Here is an 18,380-nt window from a genome sequence, read left to right as displayed (position 1 = left end):
GCGGGGATCCGGGTAGCGCCTGGCACTATGCGCCGCGGGGGCCGGTTTCCGCAGCGACAGTCCGGCGGACACAGTTGAGCCCGGTTGACACTGCTGGCTAGGCTTTGAGTCATGCGTGAACTCCAGGCGAAAATCATCGAAGAAATGGGCGTGCAGCCCCGGATCGACCCCGCCGGGGAGGTGCGCAAACGCGTCACATTCCTCAAGGAATACCTGACAGCGACCCACACCAAGGGGTTCGTCCTGGGCATCTCCGGCGGGCTGGATTCCTCGCTCGCGGGGCGGCTGGCGCAGTTGGCCGTCGAAGAACTGGCAGCCGAAGGGGTGGACGCAAACTTCGTCGCCGTCCGCCTGCCGTACGGCGTGCAGCACGACGAGGCAGACGCCCAGGCCGCCCTGGACTTCATCCAGGCCAAGACCGAGTGGACGTTCAACATCTCCGCGGCGGTCGACGGCTTCGAGGACGAATTCGAGAAGACCGTGGGCAACGGGATCTCCGACTTCCACAAGGGCAACACCAAAGCCCGCACGCGCATGATCGCGCAGTACGCCCTCGCCGGCGAGCACAACTACCTGGTGATAGGAACCGACCACGGTGCGGAATCAGTCACCGGCTTCTTCACGAAGTACGGCGACGGCGGCGCGGACATCCTGCCGCTGTTCGGGCTCAACAAGCGCCAGAACAGGGCGCTCCTCGCCGAACTCGGCGCCCCTGCCCGGATCTGGGAGAAGGTCCCCACCGCCGATCTCCTCGACGGCCAGCCCGGCCGCACCGACGAGGACGAACTGGGCCTCAGCTACGACACGATCGATGACTACCTTGAGGGCCGCGACATCCCCGTGGCCGCCGCCGAGCTGATCGAACAGAAATACCTCCGGACCCGGCACAAGCGCACGGTCCCGGTCACCATCTTCGACACCTGGTGGAAGTAGCCGGCGGGCGCTGACCTATTTAGCGCCCTGCAGCAGGGTGGAGATCCGGTGTGCCTCGTCCATGAGGAGGCGGCCCAGCATCTCCTGCCGCTCGGAGCGGAAGCGCGGCTCGATTCCGGTCAGCGACAGGGCCCAGGCGGGACGCCCCCGCTGGTCGAAGACTGCGGCCCCCATCCCCCAGCTGCCCTCCAGCACGAGCCCGGGATTGACCGAGTAGCCGGCCTGACGCGTCTTCGCCAGGTTCTCCCGGACCAGCGCCTCGGTATGTGCGGCCGCAAAATTGCCGGCGTGCGCTGTCCAGCCGGCCAGCAGCTCCTCCTGCTCCGCCTCCGGCAGGAATGCCAAGATGGCGGTCCCGGCGGAGGCGACCCCGATCGGGAAGCGGACGCCCTCGTGCAGCACAAAGGACCGCACCGGGAAACTCCCCTCCTCCCGGAGCAGGCAGACCGTCTCGGCGCCGCGCCGGATGGAGAAGAACGCGCTTTCGCCGGTCTCCTCGGCGAGCCGGCGGAGGCTGGGCCGGGCGATGTCCTCGAGCGGGAAGCGCGCCGAGGCCACAGAGCCCATCAGCAGGATCTCCGGACCCAGCACCCAGTTGCCGCTGACCGGGTCCTGGTCCAGCAGGCCCTCGGAGGCCAGCGAGGAGAGCAGCCGGTGCACGGTGGGGCGGGTGAGCCCGGATTCCCTGATGAGTTCAACGAGCGGGGAGCCTTCCGGTTTCCGCCCGACAATACGCAGCAGGGAGGCGACGCGGCTGACGACTTGTGCGCCCTGGACCGGTAATGAAGTCATTTCTTGCCTCGCAAATACGTAGGAACTGCCCAAACTATCCATATTGTGGACACTCCCCAGCGTACCGTCCACACTGTAAAAATGGCACTATTGAGGGCAAAATCGTCCATTGACAGCCCCCTTTTCGGCACCGTAGGCTCCAACAGCAGAGGAACAGTCCACAAAGTGGATTGCGTCAAGAGCTCAATGAGGAGATGCAATGTCAAAGCTGAAATCCGGAGCGGCCGCCGCGCTGCAGGACGTGCTGCGGGACGGCATGACGCTCGCCGTCGGAGGCTTTGGCCTCAGCGGCATCCCGGCCGACCTAATCGAGGCGGTGCGCGATTCCGGCGTCAAGGACCTCACCGTGGTGTCCAACAACATGGGGGTGGACGGCAAAGGTCTCGGCGTACTGATTGAAGCCGGCCAGGTCCGCAAGGTCATTGCCTCCTACGTGGGAGAGAACAAGCTCTTCGCCGAGCAGTACCTCGCCGGCAAGCTCGAGGTGGAGTTCACCCCGCAGGGCACCCTGGCCGAGCGCCTCCGCGCCGGCGGCGCCGGCATCCCGGCGTTCTACACGAAGACCGGCGTCGGCACCCTCGTCGCCGAAGGCAAGCCGCTCGCGGAGTTCGACGGCGAAACGTATGTCCAGGAGCGCGCCATCAAGGCCGACGTCGCCCTGGTCCACGCGCACACCGCCGACACCGACGGCAACCTGATCTACCGCTACACTGCCCAGAACTTCAACCCGGTGGTCGCCACCGCCGGCATCGTGACCGTGGCGGAGGCCGAGGTCATCGTCGAGCCGGGCAAACTGGACCCCCACCGCATCATCACCCCCGGCGTTTTCGTCCAGCGCCTCGTCCAGGCAAGCGGCCGGGTCAAGGACATCGAACAGCGCACGGTCCGCCCCCGCGCCGAAGCAGCCGAAGCGGCCGCCGCCGCCGCATCCATTCCGGCCTAAGCGCCGCCCCCTACTTTCTTCAGGAGAACCACCATGGCTTGGACCCGGAATGAAATGGCTGCCATCGCGGCCGAAGAACTCAACGACGGCGATTACGTCAACCTTGGCATCGGCATCCCCACGCTGGTCGCCAACAACCTGCGCGACGGCGTCCGCGTCGTCCTCCAGAGCGAGAACGGCCTGCTCGGCATGGGCCCGTTCCCTTATGAGGGCGAGGAGGACGCCGACCTCATCAACGCCGGCAAGCAGACCGTCACGGTCCTGCCCGGCGGCAGCATCTTCGACTCCGCCGCCTCCTTCGGCATGATCCGCGGCGGGCACGTCAAGGTCGCCATCCTCGGCGCCATGCAGGTGTCCGGTGACGGCGACCTCGCCAACTGGACCATCCCCGGCAAGATGGTCAAGGGAATGGGCGGCGCCATGGACCTCGTCGCCGGCACGCCCCGCGTCGTGGTGCTCACCGAACACAACGCCAAGGACGGCACCGCCAAGATCGTCAAAGAGTGCACGCTGCCCCTCACCGGCCTGAGCTGCGTTGACCGCATCATCAGCGACCTCGCGGTGTTCGACCTCGTGAAGGATGAACAAGAAACAGGCGGCGTCCGGCGGCTTACGCTGACCCGCCTCGCCCCGGGCGTCACTGTCGAGGACATCCGCCAAAAGACGGAAGCCGAATTCGATATCGCGCCCTCCCTCGACACAACCCCCACCCTTGAAGGAGCCACAGCATGAGCCTGCGCGAACAGTTCGGCAAAGATGTCCTGCTCACCGGCTGGGGCCACAGCCGGTTCGGCAAGCTCACGGACGAGACCCTCGAGTCCCTGATCGTCCAGGTCGCCACGGAGGCGATCGCCAACGCCGGGATCGAACCGGGCCAGATCGACGAGATCTACCTGGGCCAGTTCAACTCCGGCATGATGCCGCTGGCCTTCCCGTCCTCGCTCGCACTGCAGGTCTCGGAGCAGCTGGCCAACGTCCCGTCCACCCGGGTCGAGAACGCCTGCGCCTCCGGGTCGGCCGCATTCCAGCAGGGCACCAAATCGCTGCTGGCCGGCACCGCGAAAACCGTCCTGGTGGTCGGCGCCGAAAAGATGACCCAGGCCGGGGCCGACGTCGTCGGGGCCGCCCTGCTCGGAGCCGACTACGACATGGCCGGCAAGGCCTCCAGCACCGGCTTCACCGGGCTCTTCGCCGAGGTCGCAAAACACTACGAAAAGCGCTATGGCGCTGGTGCAGGGAATCTCTCGGATGTGCTGGGCACCATCGCCGCGAAGAACCACCGCAACGGCGTGGACAACCCCTACGCCCAGCTCCGCAAGGACCTCGGCGAGGAGTTCTGCCGGACCGTTTCGGACAAGAACCCGATGGTCGCCGACCCGCTGCGCCGCACCGACTGCTCACCCGTGTCCGACGGCGCCGCCGCCGTCGTGATCAGTGTCGCCCCCACCGGCGGGGCCACCGCCCCGGTCCGGCTCTCCGGGTTCGGCCACGCGAACGACTTCTTCCCGGCCGACCGCCGCGACCCCACCGCCTTCGCCGCCACTCGGGTGTCCTGGCAGCGCGCCCTGGGCATGGCCGGCGTCGGGCTGGAGGACCTGGACTTCGCCGAGGTGCACGACTGCTTCACCATCGCCGAGCTGCTGATGTACGAGGCCATGGGCCTGACCGAACCGGGCGAGGGCGCCCGCGCCATCGAGGAAGGCTGGGTCTTCAAGGACGGCAAGCTGCCCGTCAACGTCTCCGGCGGGCTCAAGGCCAAGGGCCACCCGGTCGGTGCCACCGGCGTCTCCCAGCACGTCATTGCCGCCATGCAGCTCACCGGCACCGCCGGCGGCATGCAGCTGGCCAATCCGCGCCGGGCCGCGGTGCAGAACATGGGCGGCGTCGGCATCGCCAACTACGTCAGCGTCCTCGAAGCGGTCTAAAAACCAACGCGGGGTCAGATACAGCCCGATGCCGGGCGTCGGAATCGGCCGTATCTGACCCCGCGGTGGCAGAGCTGCCTGCCCTCGGGAGCCTGGAACCTGCACTCAGGAGCTGCCAAGGGTCACACCTGTCTTTGGCGCCGCCGTTCCCATAGGATTTCAGAGGGCCAAATGCATTCCCGGCGACCGCCGGACCACAAGGAGGTGGCGGATGCCCACAGGACCACCCAGTGCATCAAGCAAGTTCCGGGCGCCCGAACCGGTTGGCCAGTGGGTCCACCGGACGAGACTGACGGAGATGCTGCACTCGGACCGGAAACGGCGGCTCGCGTTGATCCATGCCCCGGCCGGATTTGGCAAGTCAACCCTTGCCGCCCAATGGATGGAAATCCTCGCGGCCCAGGGCCTCGTCACCGTCTGGCTGTCCCTGGACCGCGATGACAACAACACCATCTGGTTCCTGTCCCATCTGCTTCAGGCAATCCGCAAGGCCCGTCCCGGACTTGACGAGGAACTGCAGCAATTGCTGGAGGAGCGGCCCGACGACGCTGAGCACTATGTGGTTCCCGCGCTCATCAACGCCATCGATGAGGGCGGCCAGGACATCGTCATAACCCTGGATGACTGGCACCTGGTCACGGAGCCCAGGACCAGGGCGGTCGTGGAACGGCTGCTGGAAGCCGGCGGCTCACATCTGTCCTTCATCATCACCAGCCGCAACCGGTCTGGCCTGCCACTGGGCCGGCTGATGGTGCGGGACCAGCTGATCGAAGTGGACGCCGTCGCCCTGAGGTTTGATGAAAACGAGTCCCAGGACTTCCTGGTCGGCATCAACCGGCTCGATCTGGATGCGGGAGACGTGGCCAGCCTCCACAAGACGACTGAGGGCTGGATCGCAGCGCTGCAACTGGTCTCCCTGTCCCTCAGGGACCACCGCGAGGCCTCAGACCTGATTGAACGACTCTCCGGCAGGCACGCGTCCATTGGTGAGTATCTCGCCGAAAACGTCCTCGACACCCTGGACCCCGAAACACTGGACTTCCTCCTGATGACCTCGGTTCCGGAACGCCTCTGCGCGGGGCTGGCGTCCGCGCTCTCAGGGGCGGAACTGGGCCAGGCCATGCTGGAGAAGATCCAGGCACAGGATCTTTTCCTGCAACCCCTTGACGAGGACGGGACGTGGTACCGCTATCACCACCTGTTTGAGGACTACCTGCGCCGCCGCCTGGAGCGCGACTACCCCGGCCGGACCAAGGAACTGAACCTGATCGCCGCCCGCTGGTATTCGGAAAACGGATTCCCCAGCGACGCGGTGGACCATGCCCTCGCCGCAGGGGACGTTGAACTCGCGGTGGAGATCGTCGAACTCCGCGCAATGTGGCTGGTGGAACACTCCAGCATGTCGACCCTGCTGGCACTCGTCGGCAAGATCCCGGCCGACCATGTGGCCGGGCAGGCCCGGCTCCAGACGGCAATAGCCTGGGCCCACACCCTGCTTCACCAATCCGGCGCGGCGCAGAGTGCCCTGGACCTGGCCGAAGCCGTGATGCCCGCCGATGCCACCCTGACCGACCATGACCGTTTTGAGTTGGGCGTCGAAGGGCTGGTGGTTCAAAACTGCATCGACATGTACGGCGACAGAGTAGATCATGTGGATGAACTGGACGGGAAGTGCTTCGCCCAGGCCGACCTTCTCCGGCCCTGGATCGTCTCGGTAGCAGCGAATGTGTCAACGTTCAAGAAGATCCACGACGGCGACTACAGCCTCGCCTTGGAACAACAGCGCTGGGCCGCAAAGTTCCACGGCCAGACCTCGGGCCCCTTCAGTGGCGTGTATGGACACTGTTTTGCCGGTCTTGCAGCCTACGCCCTGCTCGATCTGGACCGGGTGGACGAGCATTTCACTGCCGCTGTGGAACTCGGCCGGGGTAAGGCCGGACGATACTCGCATGCGGCCCGGCTGGCGGGAGCGATGATGGGCCAGCTCCTCTATGAACGCGGCGAACTCGATAAGGCCGAGAAGTTGCTGGAGGAAACCCGCGAGCTGGGTTCCGAAGGCGGGGTGGTGGACTTCATGGTGTCCACATACGCCACGCTGGCAAGAATAAAGGCACTCCGGGGGGACACGCCACGGGCCCGGGAAATACTCGACGAAGGCGATCTGGTGGCCGACAGCCTCGGCCTGGACCGGCTCAAACTGGTCATGAACCTGGAACGCGTGCAGTTGGGAATCGGCCCCCGGACCACTCACGAAGAACCGAGCGGTGACTTCCTGGGCGCGGCAGCGGCCCAGGAAGCGGGGCCCACAACCGGACCGCGGCTGGAAGGGCTGGCCGAAGCCAAGCACCAGATCCAACTGACCATGCAGCTGCGGTACGCCATGGCTGACGCCGGGCGCGAGGGACCGGCATCTCCCCGGCAACTGGCCACCGTGGAAGGTGCCCGCCGCTTGCTGTCGCGGGCAGCAGCCTATTTGGGGCCGAGGGCAGAGCTGAATGCCCTGATCCTGCTGGCGGTCGCGCTTGAACGGGCAGGCAACCGCGAGGAAGCCGAAACGGCGCTCTGGCCGGCTCTGGACACGTGTTCCCGGCTGGGCCTGGTCCGACCCGTGCTCGATGGCGGCGCAGGCTGCCTGGATCTGGTGCGCGCCATCTCAGCCAGGCTGCGACGGGAACCCGCCCCGGAGGTGGGGAGCCACGAGTTACCTCGATTCCTCAGCGTCCTCATCCGGCTGGATTCCCAGGCCAGGACGAACCGGGATGCCCGGTGGTCTGCAGACACGGTTTCCACCCCGACGGGCGAGGGCAGCACCGTTCCGGAACCGGGCTTGTCGCAGCGCGAACAGATGATCCTGCGCCTTGTCGAGAAGGAACGGTCCAACCGCGAAATCGCCCAGGAGCTGCATCTGGGCATCGACACCGTCAAGTGGTATCTCAAGAGCCTGTTCAACACTCTGGGCGTCAGTGACCGAAGGGCCTGTGTCGTAGAGGCCCGGCGCCGGCACCTGCTCCCGCCCAAGTAACCAGAGCTCAGTCACCCCAGGGTTTCCAGTCTGGCCAGCACGCCCTCGGGCGAAGCGGCGCTGGGGATGTCGGCCAGGTAGAAGTCCCCGGCCGGGAGTTCCACGTCCGACTCCAGCCAGAACCCTGCAGGAATATAGGCGCCAACCGCGGCGTCCCCGTGCAGACGCGCCTGATCGTCGTCGAGCTGCCCCAACGTCCAACGGTAGTTGCCGGCCAGATTGGCAATCGGAGTGTAGGCCTCCAGCGGAACGTGCACGCCGCGGGACGCGCCTGCAGGCGTTCGGTTGTCCAGCAGGAGTCCCGCGACGGGCAGCGCCGCGAACGCCCGGAGCCAGTCACTGACATACATGGAGGCATTCTCGGCGTTGTCGGCGTCGAGGCCGCTGGTGTCATCCGCGCCCGAGAAGTGGTGCGTTCCGGTGAGCCACATCATCGGCGACGGGATGCGCAGCACCACTGGCTGGCGGGCTGTCTTGACGAACACGGTAACGAAGTCCAGCACCGCCCGATTGAGGTCGTCGTCGCCCAGCAACGTCCTCAGCGCGAAACCTGTCCGGGATCTGGCCGCCATGCCGGTCTCAAGCCTGGTGTTGCCGGCGGTCAAGTGACCGTAGAGCCGGCCCAGGTCCAGGAGCGCGACGTCCGGCCGGAGGAGCCCCTGTGCTTGGGCGAAGAATGCCGCGTAGGCGGTGGCGTTGTCCCAGGGAACGGGCCGGCCACGAAGAATCACGGAAGCTGCGTACTCGTGGTGGTCGAACACCACGGCTTTCGGCCGCCCCGACGGAGGGGAAGCAACAACGTTGGCGAGGGTGGTGGCAGTGGAAGTGGTCATGACGTCTTTCTCCATACTGTGGCTGATAAAAGCCTTCAGCGCCGCACCGTCCTGGCTGGGGAGGATGCGGCGCTGAAGGGTTCCTGAGTTGCTGCGTCCCGGGTCGGGACGTGCCGTTACGGGCTAGGACTTGCGGTGGACAACTTCCCCGTGCTTGAGTTCGAGCTCGCGGATTCGGTCCTCCAGTGCGCTGATCTTGACTTCCCGGCGGTCCGGAAGCATGATCAGCGGCAGCTTGTCGATGGTCGCCTTGACCCGTTCCGGTCCGTTGTTGGTGAAGTGGGTGGCGGTGAGCTCCTCCGTGTCGTCGCCCCAGGACCCGTAGTAGAGCAGGTCCTTCGGGGGCTCGGATTTCACGTAGCCTTCGAGGAATTCCTTGTACGGCTTGCCGCGGGCGATCCGGGCCTGCCGTGAGTCGTGGCGCAACTGGGTGGTGGCCTCCTGGTTCACCACGAAGGTTTCAGGATCCCAGACGACGCCGTAAATGCTGGTGGCGACCTTCGGTGAGATGCGGCCGAGTTCCAGATCCTTGGCCACCGCTTCCGGATCACGTTCCAGAACGTCGCCATACCCCCCGCCGGAGCCCTGGGCGATCATGTACATCTCGCCATCCTTGGCGACGTCGAACTGCAGGCCCATATGGGAAGTGGTGTACTTACCGCCTTCGTAGGGCTGCTCGTTCATGATCCGTTCCATGGACAGATCGAATTTGCTGGAGTCCTTGCGGATCACGTCGTAGATGTTGATGCCCTTGACCATGGCCAGCGGCGTCGTGCTGCAGCCGTAGCCGCCGAACATGCCCGTGACGGACGAGAACTTGGATCCCGAGGTAACAGTCATGAAGCCCCACATCGGCGTCCCCTCGGCGGCAACGATCATCTCGTAGCCCATGCCGCCGCTGTTCTTGCCGAAGCCCTGGTTGTCGCGGACGATCCGCTTGCTGACCAGCTGCATGAAAGGAACTTCCTCCTCCATGACTTCCTGTTCAGCGGTGTCAGCCATGGCACAGAACAACGGTGAGACGGCGTCTTCACCGTCACGGAATGCCTTGGCGCCACCGCCCATGCCGTTGAGGTCGGCACACAGGTTTCCTACCTGGTCGCCGTGCTGGGTCAGGCCTCCCCACAGGAACGTGTTGATCTGGTTGAACCACGGAGCGAGGACGTTGGAGAACTTCTCCGGGTTGGAGAACTGCATCTTGGCGAAGGCTGTCTGCAGGGCAGAGAATCCCCGGAACGATGCCTGCAGCGACTGCCCCATCGGAGCGTCGTAACCAGCGTCGGCCCACGTGTGTTCATCGGAGATGATGTCGATGGGCGACATCGCCGAGGTACAGCGGGGCAGGTCGGGCCACCAGAACGCCAGGATCGCCTGCATCATCATCGACTTGACCGAGCACAGCGGGGAGTTGATGGCCCGGTTGAGGATTTCGGGACCCGTGCCCCTCAGGTCCACCGTCATTTTGTCACCCTTGACCGTCACCTTGCAGGCGAACTTGATCAGGATGTTCTCCTTGAGCGTGGAGTCCATGAACTGGTTGAAGGACACGGTGCCGTCCGGCAGTTCACTGATGCGGCGCTTGACTTCCTGCTCGACGTCTTCAACGGTGACGCGCAGGGCAGCGACGAAGGTCTCGACCCCCACTTCGTCGATGATGCTGTCGACGCGTTCCTGGATGCGCTGAACGGCACCGATCTTGACCTTGAGGTCAGCCAGCTGCAGCTTGGGGTCGCGAACTGAGTGCTGCAGGAACGTCAGCAGGTCCCGGCGCAGATCGCCCTTCTCAACGATCTTGAACGGGGACATCCGGAGTCCGTCGTCAAACGGTGTCTCGGAGCCCGAGGGCATTCCGCCGGGCTCGCAGGCCCCGTTTTCGCCTTCGTGAATGGTCGCGGCGACCCAGGCGATGATCTTTCCCTCGCGGAAAATCGGCATGATCATGGACTGGTCCGTGTTGTGGACGTTTCCGTACCGGGCATCATTGTGGATGAACCCATCGCCGGGGTTGATCCCTACCGTCGGTTCGTCCTTCCAGTACTTCATGATGTAGCGGATCGGGTGATGCAGGATCGCCGAGAACGCGATCACGCCGTGGCAGGACAGGTAAGTGACGTCCCCTTCGGCGGTGTAGATCGCCGTCGTCAGGTCCCCCCATTTGGCACCGGGAGCGGCACCCATGGCCTCGCACATTTCGTAGCCCTCATCCAGGGCGCCGGCGAGGCGCTTGCGGATGCGGTCCACCTTGATCGGGTCCACGCCCTTGGAGATGCACTCGTCCTCGTAGGCGGAGCGGGACGTGATCTGGTGGCTGCGCATGATGGCCGGGTCGGGGCCGAGGAACAGGGTTGTTTCATCCATGAACTGGTCCACCCACTGCTGCTCCTGGGCAGTCAGCGGCTGGGACGCGTCTCCGGCGGTGTCGCCGGCCGTGCTGTTTTCATTTGCTGTAAGCGTCATTGCTGTCGAGCTCCTTCAATGGGATGAGCTGGAAGGTCTGGTTGTGGATCCGTGCGGCACGGGATCAGTCTTTGAGGAACCACACGGCTCCCTGGGAGGTCGGTTCCAGGCGCCATCCGGGTTCAACCAGATACGTGGTGTTTTCCGTGGTGACGATGGCCGGGCCGTGGATAACGTGCTGGTGGTGGAGGGCCTCGGCGTCGTACACCGGGGTGTCGACGGCTCCGTCGATCTTCACGAAGTGGACCTGCCGGGTTCCGACCGGGCTGGGCATGGTCCTGTCATGTCCGGTGTCGATCGAATCAAACTTGACCACATCCCCGTCCACATAGGACGACACCCGCACGGTCTGGGCCCGGATGCCGGCCTCGGGGGCCTGGCTGCCGGCGCCGTAGCGCTTGCCATAGATGTCCGAGAACGTCCGGATCAGGTGCAGCACGTCGGCGACGCCGTTCACACGGTTGATGTCGAAAACGACGGCCGTGGTCACCAGCTGGTTGCCGTAGCGCATGTCCATTTCGAGGCTGTAGCGGATGTCGGCGGCGGCGTAGCCCTGGCGGATCAGGTCTTCCTTGCCCTTGGCTTCCAGCTCCTGGATGACGTTGTTCAGCTCGTCGTAGCTTTGGTAAAGGCTGCGGTCTGTGGGGTTGTAAAGCACCACGTGGGAGCCACGCTCATGGATGTGGAGGGGTTTCATGTTGCCGGCGCCACAGGCCGAGAAGACCGAGGAAAACGGCGGGGCGAGGATCCTGCGGATGCCGGCGTGATCGGCAATGCCGCAGGCGTGCAGGGGTCCGTTGCCGCCATAGGCCAGCATGGTGAAGTCTTCCGGAAGGTATCCCCGGACCCGCAGCTCCTTTGCCATTCCGATCGCCATCTGCTCGTCGACCGCATTCTTGATGATCTTGGCGACCTGGATGGTGTCCATGTTCAGGTCGTCAGCGAGAACCTCGTCGATGGCGTAGGCGGAGCGCTTTTTGTTCAGCTTGATGTAGCCGTTGGCGTAGTTGTCCGGATCCAGGTACCCCAGGACCAGGTCGGCGTCCGTGACTGTGGGGCGGAGGCCGCCGCGGTCGTAACAGGCGGGGCCCGGATCCGAGCCTGCTGATTCCGGCCCGATCTGAACGGCGTGGTGGATGCGGTCATAGCTGGCAATCGAACCGCCTCCCGCGCCCAGCGTCAGCAGGTGGATCATGGGAACCGATACCAGCCAGCGGCCGATGGTCGGCTGGAAGTCGTAGTGCTTGACGCCGCCTTCCGGGACCAGTCCGATGTCGAAGGACGTACCGCCCATATCCGTCGAGATCACATTTCCCAAGCCGGTGCTGTCAGCCAGGTGCTGGGCAGCGCCGACGCCGGCGATGGGGCCGGAGTGGATGGTCTGCAGGGCATCCGTCGAGTTGGACTGCGCCATACCGCCCGAGTTGTGGATCACCAGCATGGGCTTGTCGTAACCGGACGTACGCAGGTTGTTGGACAGCTGCCCCAGCGCGTGGAACATGATCTCGTGCAGGAACGCGTCCACGATGGTCGACGTCGCACGGACGTACTCGCCTTTTCGGCCCGACACCTGGCTTCCCAGCAGGACGGGGATGGCACCGAGCTCGTGGGCCGGGTACTCGTCCAGGATGATCTCCAGGATCTGCTGCTCATGGACCGGGTTCTCGGTCGAGTTGACCAGGGAGACCACGATCGCTTCCGCTCCGGCGTCCACGAGTTCGCGCACCTGGGTGCGGACATCGTCTTCCATCAGCGAAACGACCACCTTGCCGGCCGAGTTGATCCGCTCCTTCACCGACCGGATCAGGGCGCGGGGCACAAGCGGGTCCGGGCGGGTGGCATCGGGCATGTTCTGCTGCTTGGAAGGGTCCAGTCCTTCGCCGTAGCCACGGCCGCGGGAGAGCGGGATGGTGTCCTCGAAGCCATGGGTGACCAGCGCCCCCACACGTGGGCCTTTGCCTTCGATCAGGGCGTTGGTGCCAAGGGTGGTGGCATAGCGGACGGAGTCGACTTCCTTCAGGACGAGGTCCCGGTCCAGGCCGGCGCGTGAGCAGGCGAGGTCGAGTGCTTCATTAAAGCCCTGGGCCAGGTTGTGGTGCGTTGTGAGCGCCTTTGCTTCAACGTACTGGTCTTCCCAGGCAAAAAAACAGTCGGTAAATGTGCCGCCGATGTCGACGGAGATTCGTTTCATGACCAGTGGTCTCCTTTATTCCAAGTACTAGCTGAACGAATGGGGGGAATGGTTGTGGGTGTTGTATGAGCCGAGGACCGGGGTGAAATCTGCGACCGCTTCTTCGCCGGGTCCGTAGTTGATGACGGTCTCAGGCTTGGTGCCCCGCTTGATCCATGTTTCGCGGAGCGAGTCGATGTCCCACAGCATGTCCACCGTGGGCGGGTGTCCCGGCGGTACATACTCTGTTTCCAGCTGCGTTCCGCAACCCGGGCAGTAGAACTCGAGAATCCTGCAGAATGTGGGGTCCGGAGCGAACGTGAATTCGTACTTCTCCGGGTCCAGGATCGACTGGTGGATTTCAGTGGGGTCCCGGTCGTAGACCAGTGTCCCCTCCTTGTAGTTGCCTCTGGCCTCGCCGAGGTCCTGGTTACAGACCTTGCAGTTCCACCGCTCGGTGTCGAGATCGATGATCAGATATTCCGTCATTGGAATTCGCATAGCGTGTCTCACCTGTTTTCTTGCTGGTAGTTTGGGGTCACTTCTGGAGGGTGTCTGTGAGCATGAGGTCACCGGAGACCGTCACGTCGAAGACCCAGCCATGCGGCACACGGGCCGTGAAGTAGGGGCCTTCGACGATTGCGGGGCCCGGCGCCGAAGCCCCGGCCGTCTGGCCGTCCAGCTCGAAGACCTGAACTTCGTCCACCTTGTCCACGGCGGAGCGGACCTTTCGGGTGGAGGCGGCGACGGCGGGCGTCTTCGCCACTGCTTCGGCCCGCCTGATGGATGCGTGCGGCAGTTCGTACCGGGCGGTCAGGGTCAGCATGGTGTTGTGTCCGCTGGCGCCGGGCTGCGGATCGGAAGCCAAATACGGCACCTCGGACACCAGCTGGCCTTCGGCGTCTTCGAGCACCACGTTCCATTCGAGCCGGCATTCGTCAATTTCGTGGCCCTCCTGGAACATGTCCCGGGTCGCCCGGGCCAGCAGCATCGTCTGGGTTTCGCCGAAGTTTTCCGCGTCCATTCCCGCGACATTCGCCTCATAGGTCTGCGCAATGTCGGAAAAGCCGATTCCGAAGGCGGAGAAGACCGCGGCCATCTTGGGCACCAGGACACGGCGGACGCCGGCGATCCGAGCGGCACCACAGGCACTCATCGGTCCGGCACCTCCGAACGCAGCAACTGTTGTGGCGTCCGCAGCCTCGACGTCGGGGGCAAAGGACTGCGACATACGTTCGAAGTAGGCGGCCTCCATCCGGATCAGGGCGTCATTCAGGGTGATCCCCAAAGGTTCTGCGATGACTTCGGTGATGACTGCGCGGGAGCGTTCCGCGTCAAGACTGAAACCTCCATCGAGGTAGGTGTCCGGATCGAGGACGCCGAGCAGCAGATTTACGTCCGTGATAGTGGCCTGCTTGCCCCCAAAACCAAAACAAGCTGGACCCGGTGCAGCTCCGACGCTCTCGGGGCCGACGGTAATGACGCCGTGGCGAAGGGCAATGATGGAACTGCCCCCCACGCCGCTGGAATGGACGTTGCTCATCTCGAATGACACCGGGACTCCCTGGATGGCGCCCCTGCGGTCCGTCGAGATGGTCGAGTTCTTGACCGAGCCGACGTCGGTGGTGGTGCCGCCGACGTCGATCATCAGAACGTGCGCGAGTCCATACGCCTCCGAGAGGGCCTTGGTTCCTTCCAGCCCGCCGCGCGGACCGGAAGAGTAGGTCTTCAACGCGACGGACTTGGCCACCCGTGACGAGGCACCGTCGTTGCGGTAGATGAGGAGCGGGTTCTTGACCTTATGGTCCCGCAGCCGGTGCTCGGTGCTGTAGAGGAACCGCTCCATGGTGGGATGCAGGAAGGAGTTGATGATTCCGGACCACACCCGGCGGGCCTGGACGGTGTCGGGCGTGAACTCCCAGGAGAACAACATGGGTACCGAGCCCAGCAGGTGCCGGGGGAACTTCCGGAGCAGAACGCCTTTGACGGCCTTCTCCTTGTTGCGGTCGGCCATGGCGATGACCAGCCGCGCGGCGCCGTCGGTCGTCAGCCGGTTGACGTGCTTCACAATTTCCTGGGCGAGCTCTTCCACGTCCTGTTCGGCGTGGATGACTGCCACCCGCGTCCCGACGAGGTCTTCAAACAGCTCAGCTGCCGCCCCGCCCTTACGGAGCTCGCCGGCCAGCGTGGGGCTGTCTGTGAGGATGCCAATCCGGGGACCCTTGCGCTCCACGAGGGCATTTGTTCCCTGGGTGGTGGAGTACCGAATGTGACGGGTTGAGTGCAGAAGCCCGGGGAGATCCTCTTCGCCGAAGATTTCCTTGGAAGCTTTGGCCATGCCGTCGAAGAGACACTGGGAGAGGTCAAAGGGCGTCGTGAGAGTCTTCGTGAACGAAAAATTCTCACCGTCCCAGACGCAGATATCGGTCAGCGTCCCACCGTTGTCGATGTTAATGAGCCGTTCCATTGATACTCCTTTGTATGTTGAGGCGCGGTGACACCAGCGGCGAATTCCTCAACTTGCGACTGTGATCCAAGCCACATTGAGGACTGATCTCAGTGTGGCTCAGCAGCCGGAGTGGCCCGCAACCACCTGACCGGGTGGACTATTCGGGGCCGGGGCGACTACCCGGGTGGGTGGCGGACCTGGGGCATAAAGCAACGCGGGGTCAGATACGGCCCATGCCGGGCGTCGGAATGGGCCGTATCTGACCCCGCGTTGGGGTGGTGTTGGGGTCAGGCGTAGTTGTAGAAGCCGCGGCCGGTCTTGACTCCCAGCCAGCCCCTCGCGATGTATTCCTCCAGCATGGGAGCCGATTTGTTCTCAATCCCGGCCAGCTCGCAGTAGTGGTTCTCGATGTCCAGGACCACATCCAGGCCCACCTTGTCCATGAACCGGAATGGAGTGGTTTCGGATTTGAAGAGGTCGGCGAACAGGGCGTCCACGTCCTGCGGCTCCGCGACGCCCTCGGCCACGACCAGGAGCGGTTCGCGCTTGATGGCCGCCCAGATCCTGTTGAGGATGAAGCCGGTACTCTGCTTGCGCACCCGGTGCGGGACCAGCGCGTACTTGGGCAGTTCGGCCATGAGCAGCTCGATGATCCGCGGATCGGTGTGGCCGCTGGACATCAGCTCGACCGATCGCACGTCCGGCGGCATGTAGAAGTGCATGTTCAGGACCCGCTCCGGGCTGCTGACTCCGCCGATGAACTCGGAGGAAGAAAATGACGAGGAATTGCTGGCGAGGACGGCGTCCGGGGCGGCCAACTGGTCAAGGTCCTCAAAGATCGCCTGCTTCAGGCCAAGCTTCTCAAGGACCGCCTCGACCACCAGCCACGAATCCCGGAGCGCCTCGGCGAGATTGTCCCTCGCCGCGAGCCGGACCGCCGGGCTGCCGCCAAGCTCCTCCACGGCGCGATGGCGCTGCGTGGCGATGTATTCGATCGCGGCGGTGGCCACGGCAAGGTCTGTGTCGTGGACACGCACCTCAGCACCTTGGAGCGAAAGCATCAAGGCGATGCGCCGGCCCAGGGTTCCGCCGCCGATGACGGCCATGGGCCGGTCCGTGATGTTGGCGGGGAGCGTGTAGGCCATGTCAGTTCCTTGCGGGAGGCTGCCGACGATGCAGCGGCCAGGCTGATGCGTATGTGCTGGCGCCCTTTGCGATCAGCACTTTGCGATCAGTACTTTGCGATCTATACAAGGGCAGGGACGGCGGCAAGCACAAGGACCGGCCGGGAGGACTAAACTCGGTCCAAGCCTGCCCACCCCCATGCGAGGAGCCTTCATGCGCGCCACCATCATCCACGCCCCCGGTGACATCCGGGTCGAAGACCGTGACTACCCCACCGTCCAGCTTCCCACCGACGCCGTAGTGAAAGTCACCGCGTCCTGTGTCTGCGGCTCCGACCTGTGGCCCTACCGGGGCGTGCGGCCAACCCGCCGGCCCACCGCGATCGGGCACGAGTTCATCGGTACCGTGGAGAGCGTCGGCTCCGGGATTACCAGCCTCGTCGTCGGCGACCTCGTGATCGCACCGTTTGTGATCAGCTGCGGGGCCTGCCCCCAGTGCCTCAACGGTGTCACCGTGGCCTGTGACCATCTCGCCGGCTGGGGCGGCAAGGACGACACCGGTCACGCGATCGACGGCGGCCAGAGCCAGGCGGTCCGCGTCCCGCTGGCCGACTCCACCCTGGTCAAGGTTCCCGGAATCACCGAGCCCGACGATGCCCTCCGGAAGAGCCTGCTCACACTGTCCGATGTGATGGCCACCGGCCACCACGCGGCCCTCGCCGCGAAGGCCGGCCCGGGCCGGACCGTCGTGGTGGTGGGCGACGGCGCCGTCGGACTCTGCGGGGTGCTGGCCGCCAAACGGCTCGGGGCGGAACGGATCATCGCAATGTCCCGCCACGCCGACCGGCAGGCGATCGCCCGGGAATTCGGCGCCACCGACATCGTGGAAGAGCGCGGGGACGACGGCGTCGCCAAAGTCCGCGAGCTCCTCGGCGGGGTACTGGCCGATTCCGTGCTGGAGTGCGTCGGGACCAAGGAATCCATGGACCAGGCGCTGCACAGCACACGCCCGGGCGGCGCGCTGGGCTTTGTCGGCGTCCCCACCGGCGGCAGCGAGGTCCCGCTGCGCTACCTCTTCGACACGAACATTTCCATCGGCGGCGGCATGGCCCCGGCCCGGACCTACATCCCGGAGCTGCTGGCGGACGTCCTCGACGGCACCATCAATCCGGGCCGGGTTTTCGACGTTGTGATGCCGCTGGAGGAAGCCGCGGAGGCCTACCGCGCCATGGACGAACGGCGTGCCATCAAGGTCCTGCTGACCCCCTGACGGCACGCCCGACGGCGGCGGGCAGGGAAATTGCCGGGTCTCATGTACTGGCTCTTGTTCCGGCTCTTGTCCTGCTAAGGCGCTGGGTCTAGCGTGAAGCGCATCAGCATCCGCCGCCGTCGAGGAGCCGTCATGGCCAGGTTCGTGCAGATCATTGAATTCCAGACCTCCCGCATCGAGGAAATTGAGGCCCGGGGCCGGCCGTCCCGGACGGAGGGAAGCACAGCGCCCACCTTCCGCCGGATCCTGGCCACCGCGGACCGCGACCGCCCCGGTACCTATCTCACCATTGTCGAGTTCGAGTCCTACGACTCGGCGATGGAGAACTCCGCCCGGCCCGAGACCTCCGACTTCGCCGCACGGATGGCGGCCCTCTGCGACGGGCCGCCGGTGTTCCGCAACCTGGACGTGATGTGGGAGGACACCGGTGCTCCAGCGGACCTTCCGTAGGGCACTGGCCAT

14 protein-coding genes are annotated in these 18,380 nt (G+C 64.9%); 7 read left to right on the top strand and 7 right to left on the bottom strand.

What is annotated here, in order from left to right:
* Positions 1-111 precede the first annotated feature (111 nt).
* Positions 112-933, top strand: coding sequence for an NAD(+) synthase (nadE, locus tag ACZY0Y_RS15170; protein WP_160668156.1), 822 nt, complete (start codon positions 112-114; stop codon positions 931-933).
* A gap of 15 nt (positions 934-948) precedes the next feature.
* Here nadE and ACZY0Y_RS15165 read toward each other — a convergent pair whose 3' ends face one another.
* On the bottom strand, positions 949-1,725 hold the full coding sequence (locus tag ACZY0Y_RS15165) for an IclR family transcriptional regulator (RefSeq protein ID WP_463958889.1): 777 nt from the start codon (positions 1,723-1,725) through the stop codon (positions 949-951).
* 199 nt (positions 1,726-1,924) lie between these two features.
* On the opposite strand from ACZY0Y_RS15165, the gene ACZY0Y_RS15160 reads away from it, so the two are divergent.
* The 4 genes from ACZY0Y_RS15160 to ACZY0Y_RS15145 all read left to right on the top strand — a co-directional run bounded on the left by ACZY0Y_RS15160 (position 1,925) and on the right by ACZY0Y_RS15145 (position 7,615).
* Positions 1,925-2,668, top strand: a complete 744-nt coding sequence (locus tag ACZY0Y_RS15160) for a CoA transferase subunit A (RefSeq protein ID WP_463886094.1) — start codon at positions 1,925-1,927, stop codon at positions 2,666-2,668.
* A gap of 33 nt (positions 2,669-2,701) precedes the next feature.
* Positions 2,702-3,400, top strand: a complete 699-nt coding sequence (locus ACZY0Y_RS15155; RefSeq protein ID WP_463886092.1) for a CoA transferase subunit B — start codon at positions 2,702-2,704, stop codon at positions 3,398-3,400.
* On the top strand, positions 3,397-4,593 hold the full coding sequence (locus ACZY0Y_RS15150; RefSeq protein ID WP_463958887.1) for an acetyl-CoA acetyltransferase: 1,197 nt from the start codon (positions 3,397-3,399) through the stop codon (positions 4,591-4,593). The genes ACZY0Y_RS15155 and ACZY0Y_RS15150 overlap by 4 nt, the downstream gene beginning before the upstream one ends.
* A 211-nt stretch (positions 4,594-4,804) precedes the next feature.
* A complete protein-coding gene (locus tag ACZY0Y_RS15145; RefSeq protein ID WP_463958886.1) occupies positions 4,805-7,615 on the top strand; it encodes a winged helix-turn-helix domain-containing protein in 2,811 nt (936 codons plus the stop codon).
* A gap of 11 nt (positions 7,616-7,626) precedes the next feature.
* Here ACZY0Y_RS15145 and ACZY0Y_RS15140 read toward each other — a convergent pair whose 3' ends face one another.
* The 6 genes from ACZY0Y_RS15140 to ACZY0Y_RS15115 all read right to left on the bottom strand — a co-directional run bounded on the left by ACZY0Y_RS15140 (position 7,627) and on the right by ACZY0Y_RS15115 (position 16,669).
* Entirely contained in the window at positions 7,627-8,448 is an 822-nt protein-coding gene (locus ACZY0Y_RS15140) for a hypothetical protein (RefSeq protein WP_463958884.1), read from the bottom strand.
* Between the two features lie 123 nt (positions 8,449-8,571).
* Positions 8,572-10,905 (bottom strand): hydantoinase B/oxoprolinase family protein, encoded by a 2,334-nt coding sequence (locus ACZY0Y_RS15135; RefSeq protein ID WP_463958882.1) that lies wholly within the window; start codon positions 10,903-10,905, stop codon positions 8,572-8,574.
* A 64-nt stretch (positions 10,906-10,969) separates the two neighbouring features.
* Positions 10,970-13,096: a hydantoinase/oxoprolinase family protein gene (locus tag ACZY0Y_RS15130; protein WP_463958880.1), complete on the bottom strand. Its 2,127-nt coding sequence runs from the start codon at positions 13,094-13,096 to the stop codon at positions 10,970-10,972.
* A 27-nt stretch (positions 13,097-13,123) separates the two neighbouring features.
* Positions 13,124-13,564 (bottom strand): acetone carboxylase subunit gamma, encoded by a 441-nt coding sequence (locus ACZY0Y_RS15125; RefSeq protein WP_463958878.1) that lies wholly within the window; start codon positions 13,562-13,564, stop codon positions 13,124-13,126.
* 49 nt (positions 13,565-13,613) lie between these two features.
* Positions 13,614-15,542: a hydantoinase/oxoprolinase family protein gene (locus ACZY0Y_RS15120; RefSeq protein ID WP_463958876.1), complete on the bottom strand. Its 1,929-nt coding sequence runs from the start codon at positions 15,540-15,542 to the stop codon at positions 13,614-13,616.
* Positions 15,543-15,811: 269 nt separating this feature from the next.
* On the bottom strand, positions 15,812-16,669 hold the full coding sequence (locus ACZY0Y_RS15115) for a 3-hydroxyacyl-CoA dehydrogenase family protein (RefSeq protein ID WP_463958874.1): 858 nt from the start codon (positions 16,667-16,669) through the stop codon (positions 15,812-15,814).
* Between the two features lie 193 nt (positions 16,670-16,862).
* Here ACZY0Y_RS15115 and ACZY0Y_RS15110 point away from each other — a divergent pair, with 193 nt between their 5' ends.
* Together ACZY0Y_RS15110 and ACZY0Y_RS15105 are read left to right on the top strand one after the other, a co-directional pair.
* Positions 16,863-17,918 carry a zinc-dependent alcohol dehydrogenase family protein gene (locus tag ACZY0Y_RS15110; protein ID WP_463958872.1) on the top strand — a complete coding sequence of 352 codons (1,056 nt, stop codon included), beginning with the start codon at positions 16,863-16,865 and terminating at the stop codon, positions 17,916-17,918.
* Between the two features lie 93 nt (positions 17,919-18,011).
* Positions 18,012-18,368 (top strand): hypothetical protein, encoded by a 357-nt coding sequence (locus ACZY0Y_RS15105; protein ID WP_463958871.1) that lies wholly within the window; start codon positions 18,012-18,014, stop codon positions 18,366-18,368.
* Positions 18,369-18,380: the final 12 nt, after the last annotated feature.

This window comes from Pseudarthrobacter kochi, assembly GCF_055412805.1.
The sequence above is the reverse complement of the archived record's forward strand: the minus strand, read 5'-3'. Positions and strand labels throughout refer to the sequence as shown.

Bases quoted from the DNA above. Each gene is read 5' to 3' on its own strand.
- nadE (WP_160668156.1), top strand. From the start codon at position 112: ATGCGTGAACTCCAGGCGAAAATCATCGAAGAAATGGGCGTGCAGCCC.
- ACZY0Y_RS15165 (WP_463958889.1), bottom strand. From the start codon at position 1,725: ATGACTTCATTACCGGTCCAGGGCGCACAAGTCGTCAGCCGCGTCGCC.
- ACZY0Y_RS15160 (WP_463886094.1), top strand. From the start codon at position 1,925: ATGTCAAAGCTGAAATCCGGAGCGGCCGCCGCGCTGCAGGACGTGCTG.
- ACZY0Y_RS15155 (WP_463886092.1), top strand. From the start codon at position 2,702: ATGGCTTGGACCCGGAATGAAATGGCTGCCATCGCGGCCGAAGAACTC.
- ACZY0Y_RS15150 (WP_463958887.1), top strand. From the start codon at position 3,397: ATGAGCCTGCGCGAACAGTTCGGCAAAGATGTCCTGCTCACCGGCTGG.
- ACZY0Y_RS15145 (WP_463958886.1), top strand. From the start codon at position 4,805: ATGCCCACAGGACCACCCAGTGCATCAAGCAAGTTCCGGGCGCCCGAA.
- ACZY0Y_RS15140 (WP_463958884.1), bottom strand. From the start codon at position 8,448: ATGACCACTTCCACTGCCACCACCCTCGCCAACGTTGTTGCTTCCCCT.
- ACZY0Y_RS15135 (WP_463958882.1), bottom strand. From the start codon at position 10,905: ATGACGCTTACAGCAAATGAAAACAGCACGGCCGGCGACACCGCCGGA.
- ACZY0Y_RS15130 (WP_463958880.1), bottom strand. From the start codon at position 13,096: ATGAAACGAATCTCCGTCGACATCGGCGGCACATTTACCGACTGTTTT.
- ACZY0Y_RS15125 (WP_463958878.1), bottom strand. From the start codon at position 13,564: ATGACGGAATATCTGATCATCGATCTCGACACCGAGCGGTGGAACTGC.
- ACZY0Y_RS15120 (WP_463958876.1), bottom strand. From the start codon at position 15,542: ATGGAACGGCTCATTAACATCGACAACGGTGGGACGCTGACCGATATC.
- ACZY0Y_RS15115 (WP_463958874.1), bottom strand. From the start codon at position 16,669: ATGGCCTACACGCTCCCCGCCAACATCACGGACCGGCCCATGGCCGTC.
- ACZY0Y_RS15110 (WP_463958872.1), top strand. From the start codon at position 16,863: ATGCGCGCCACCATCATCCACGCCCCCGGTGACATCCGGGTCGAAGAC.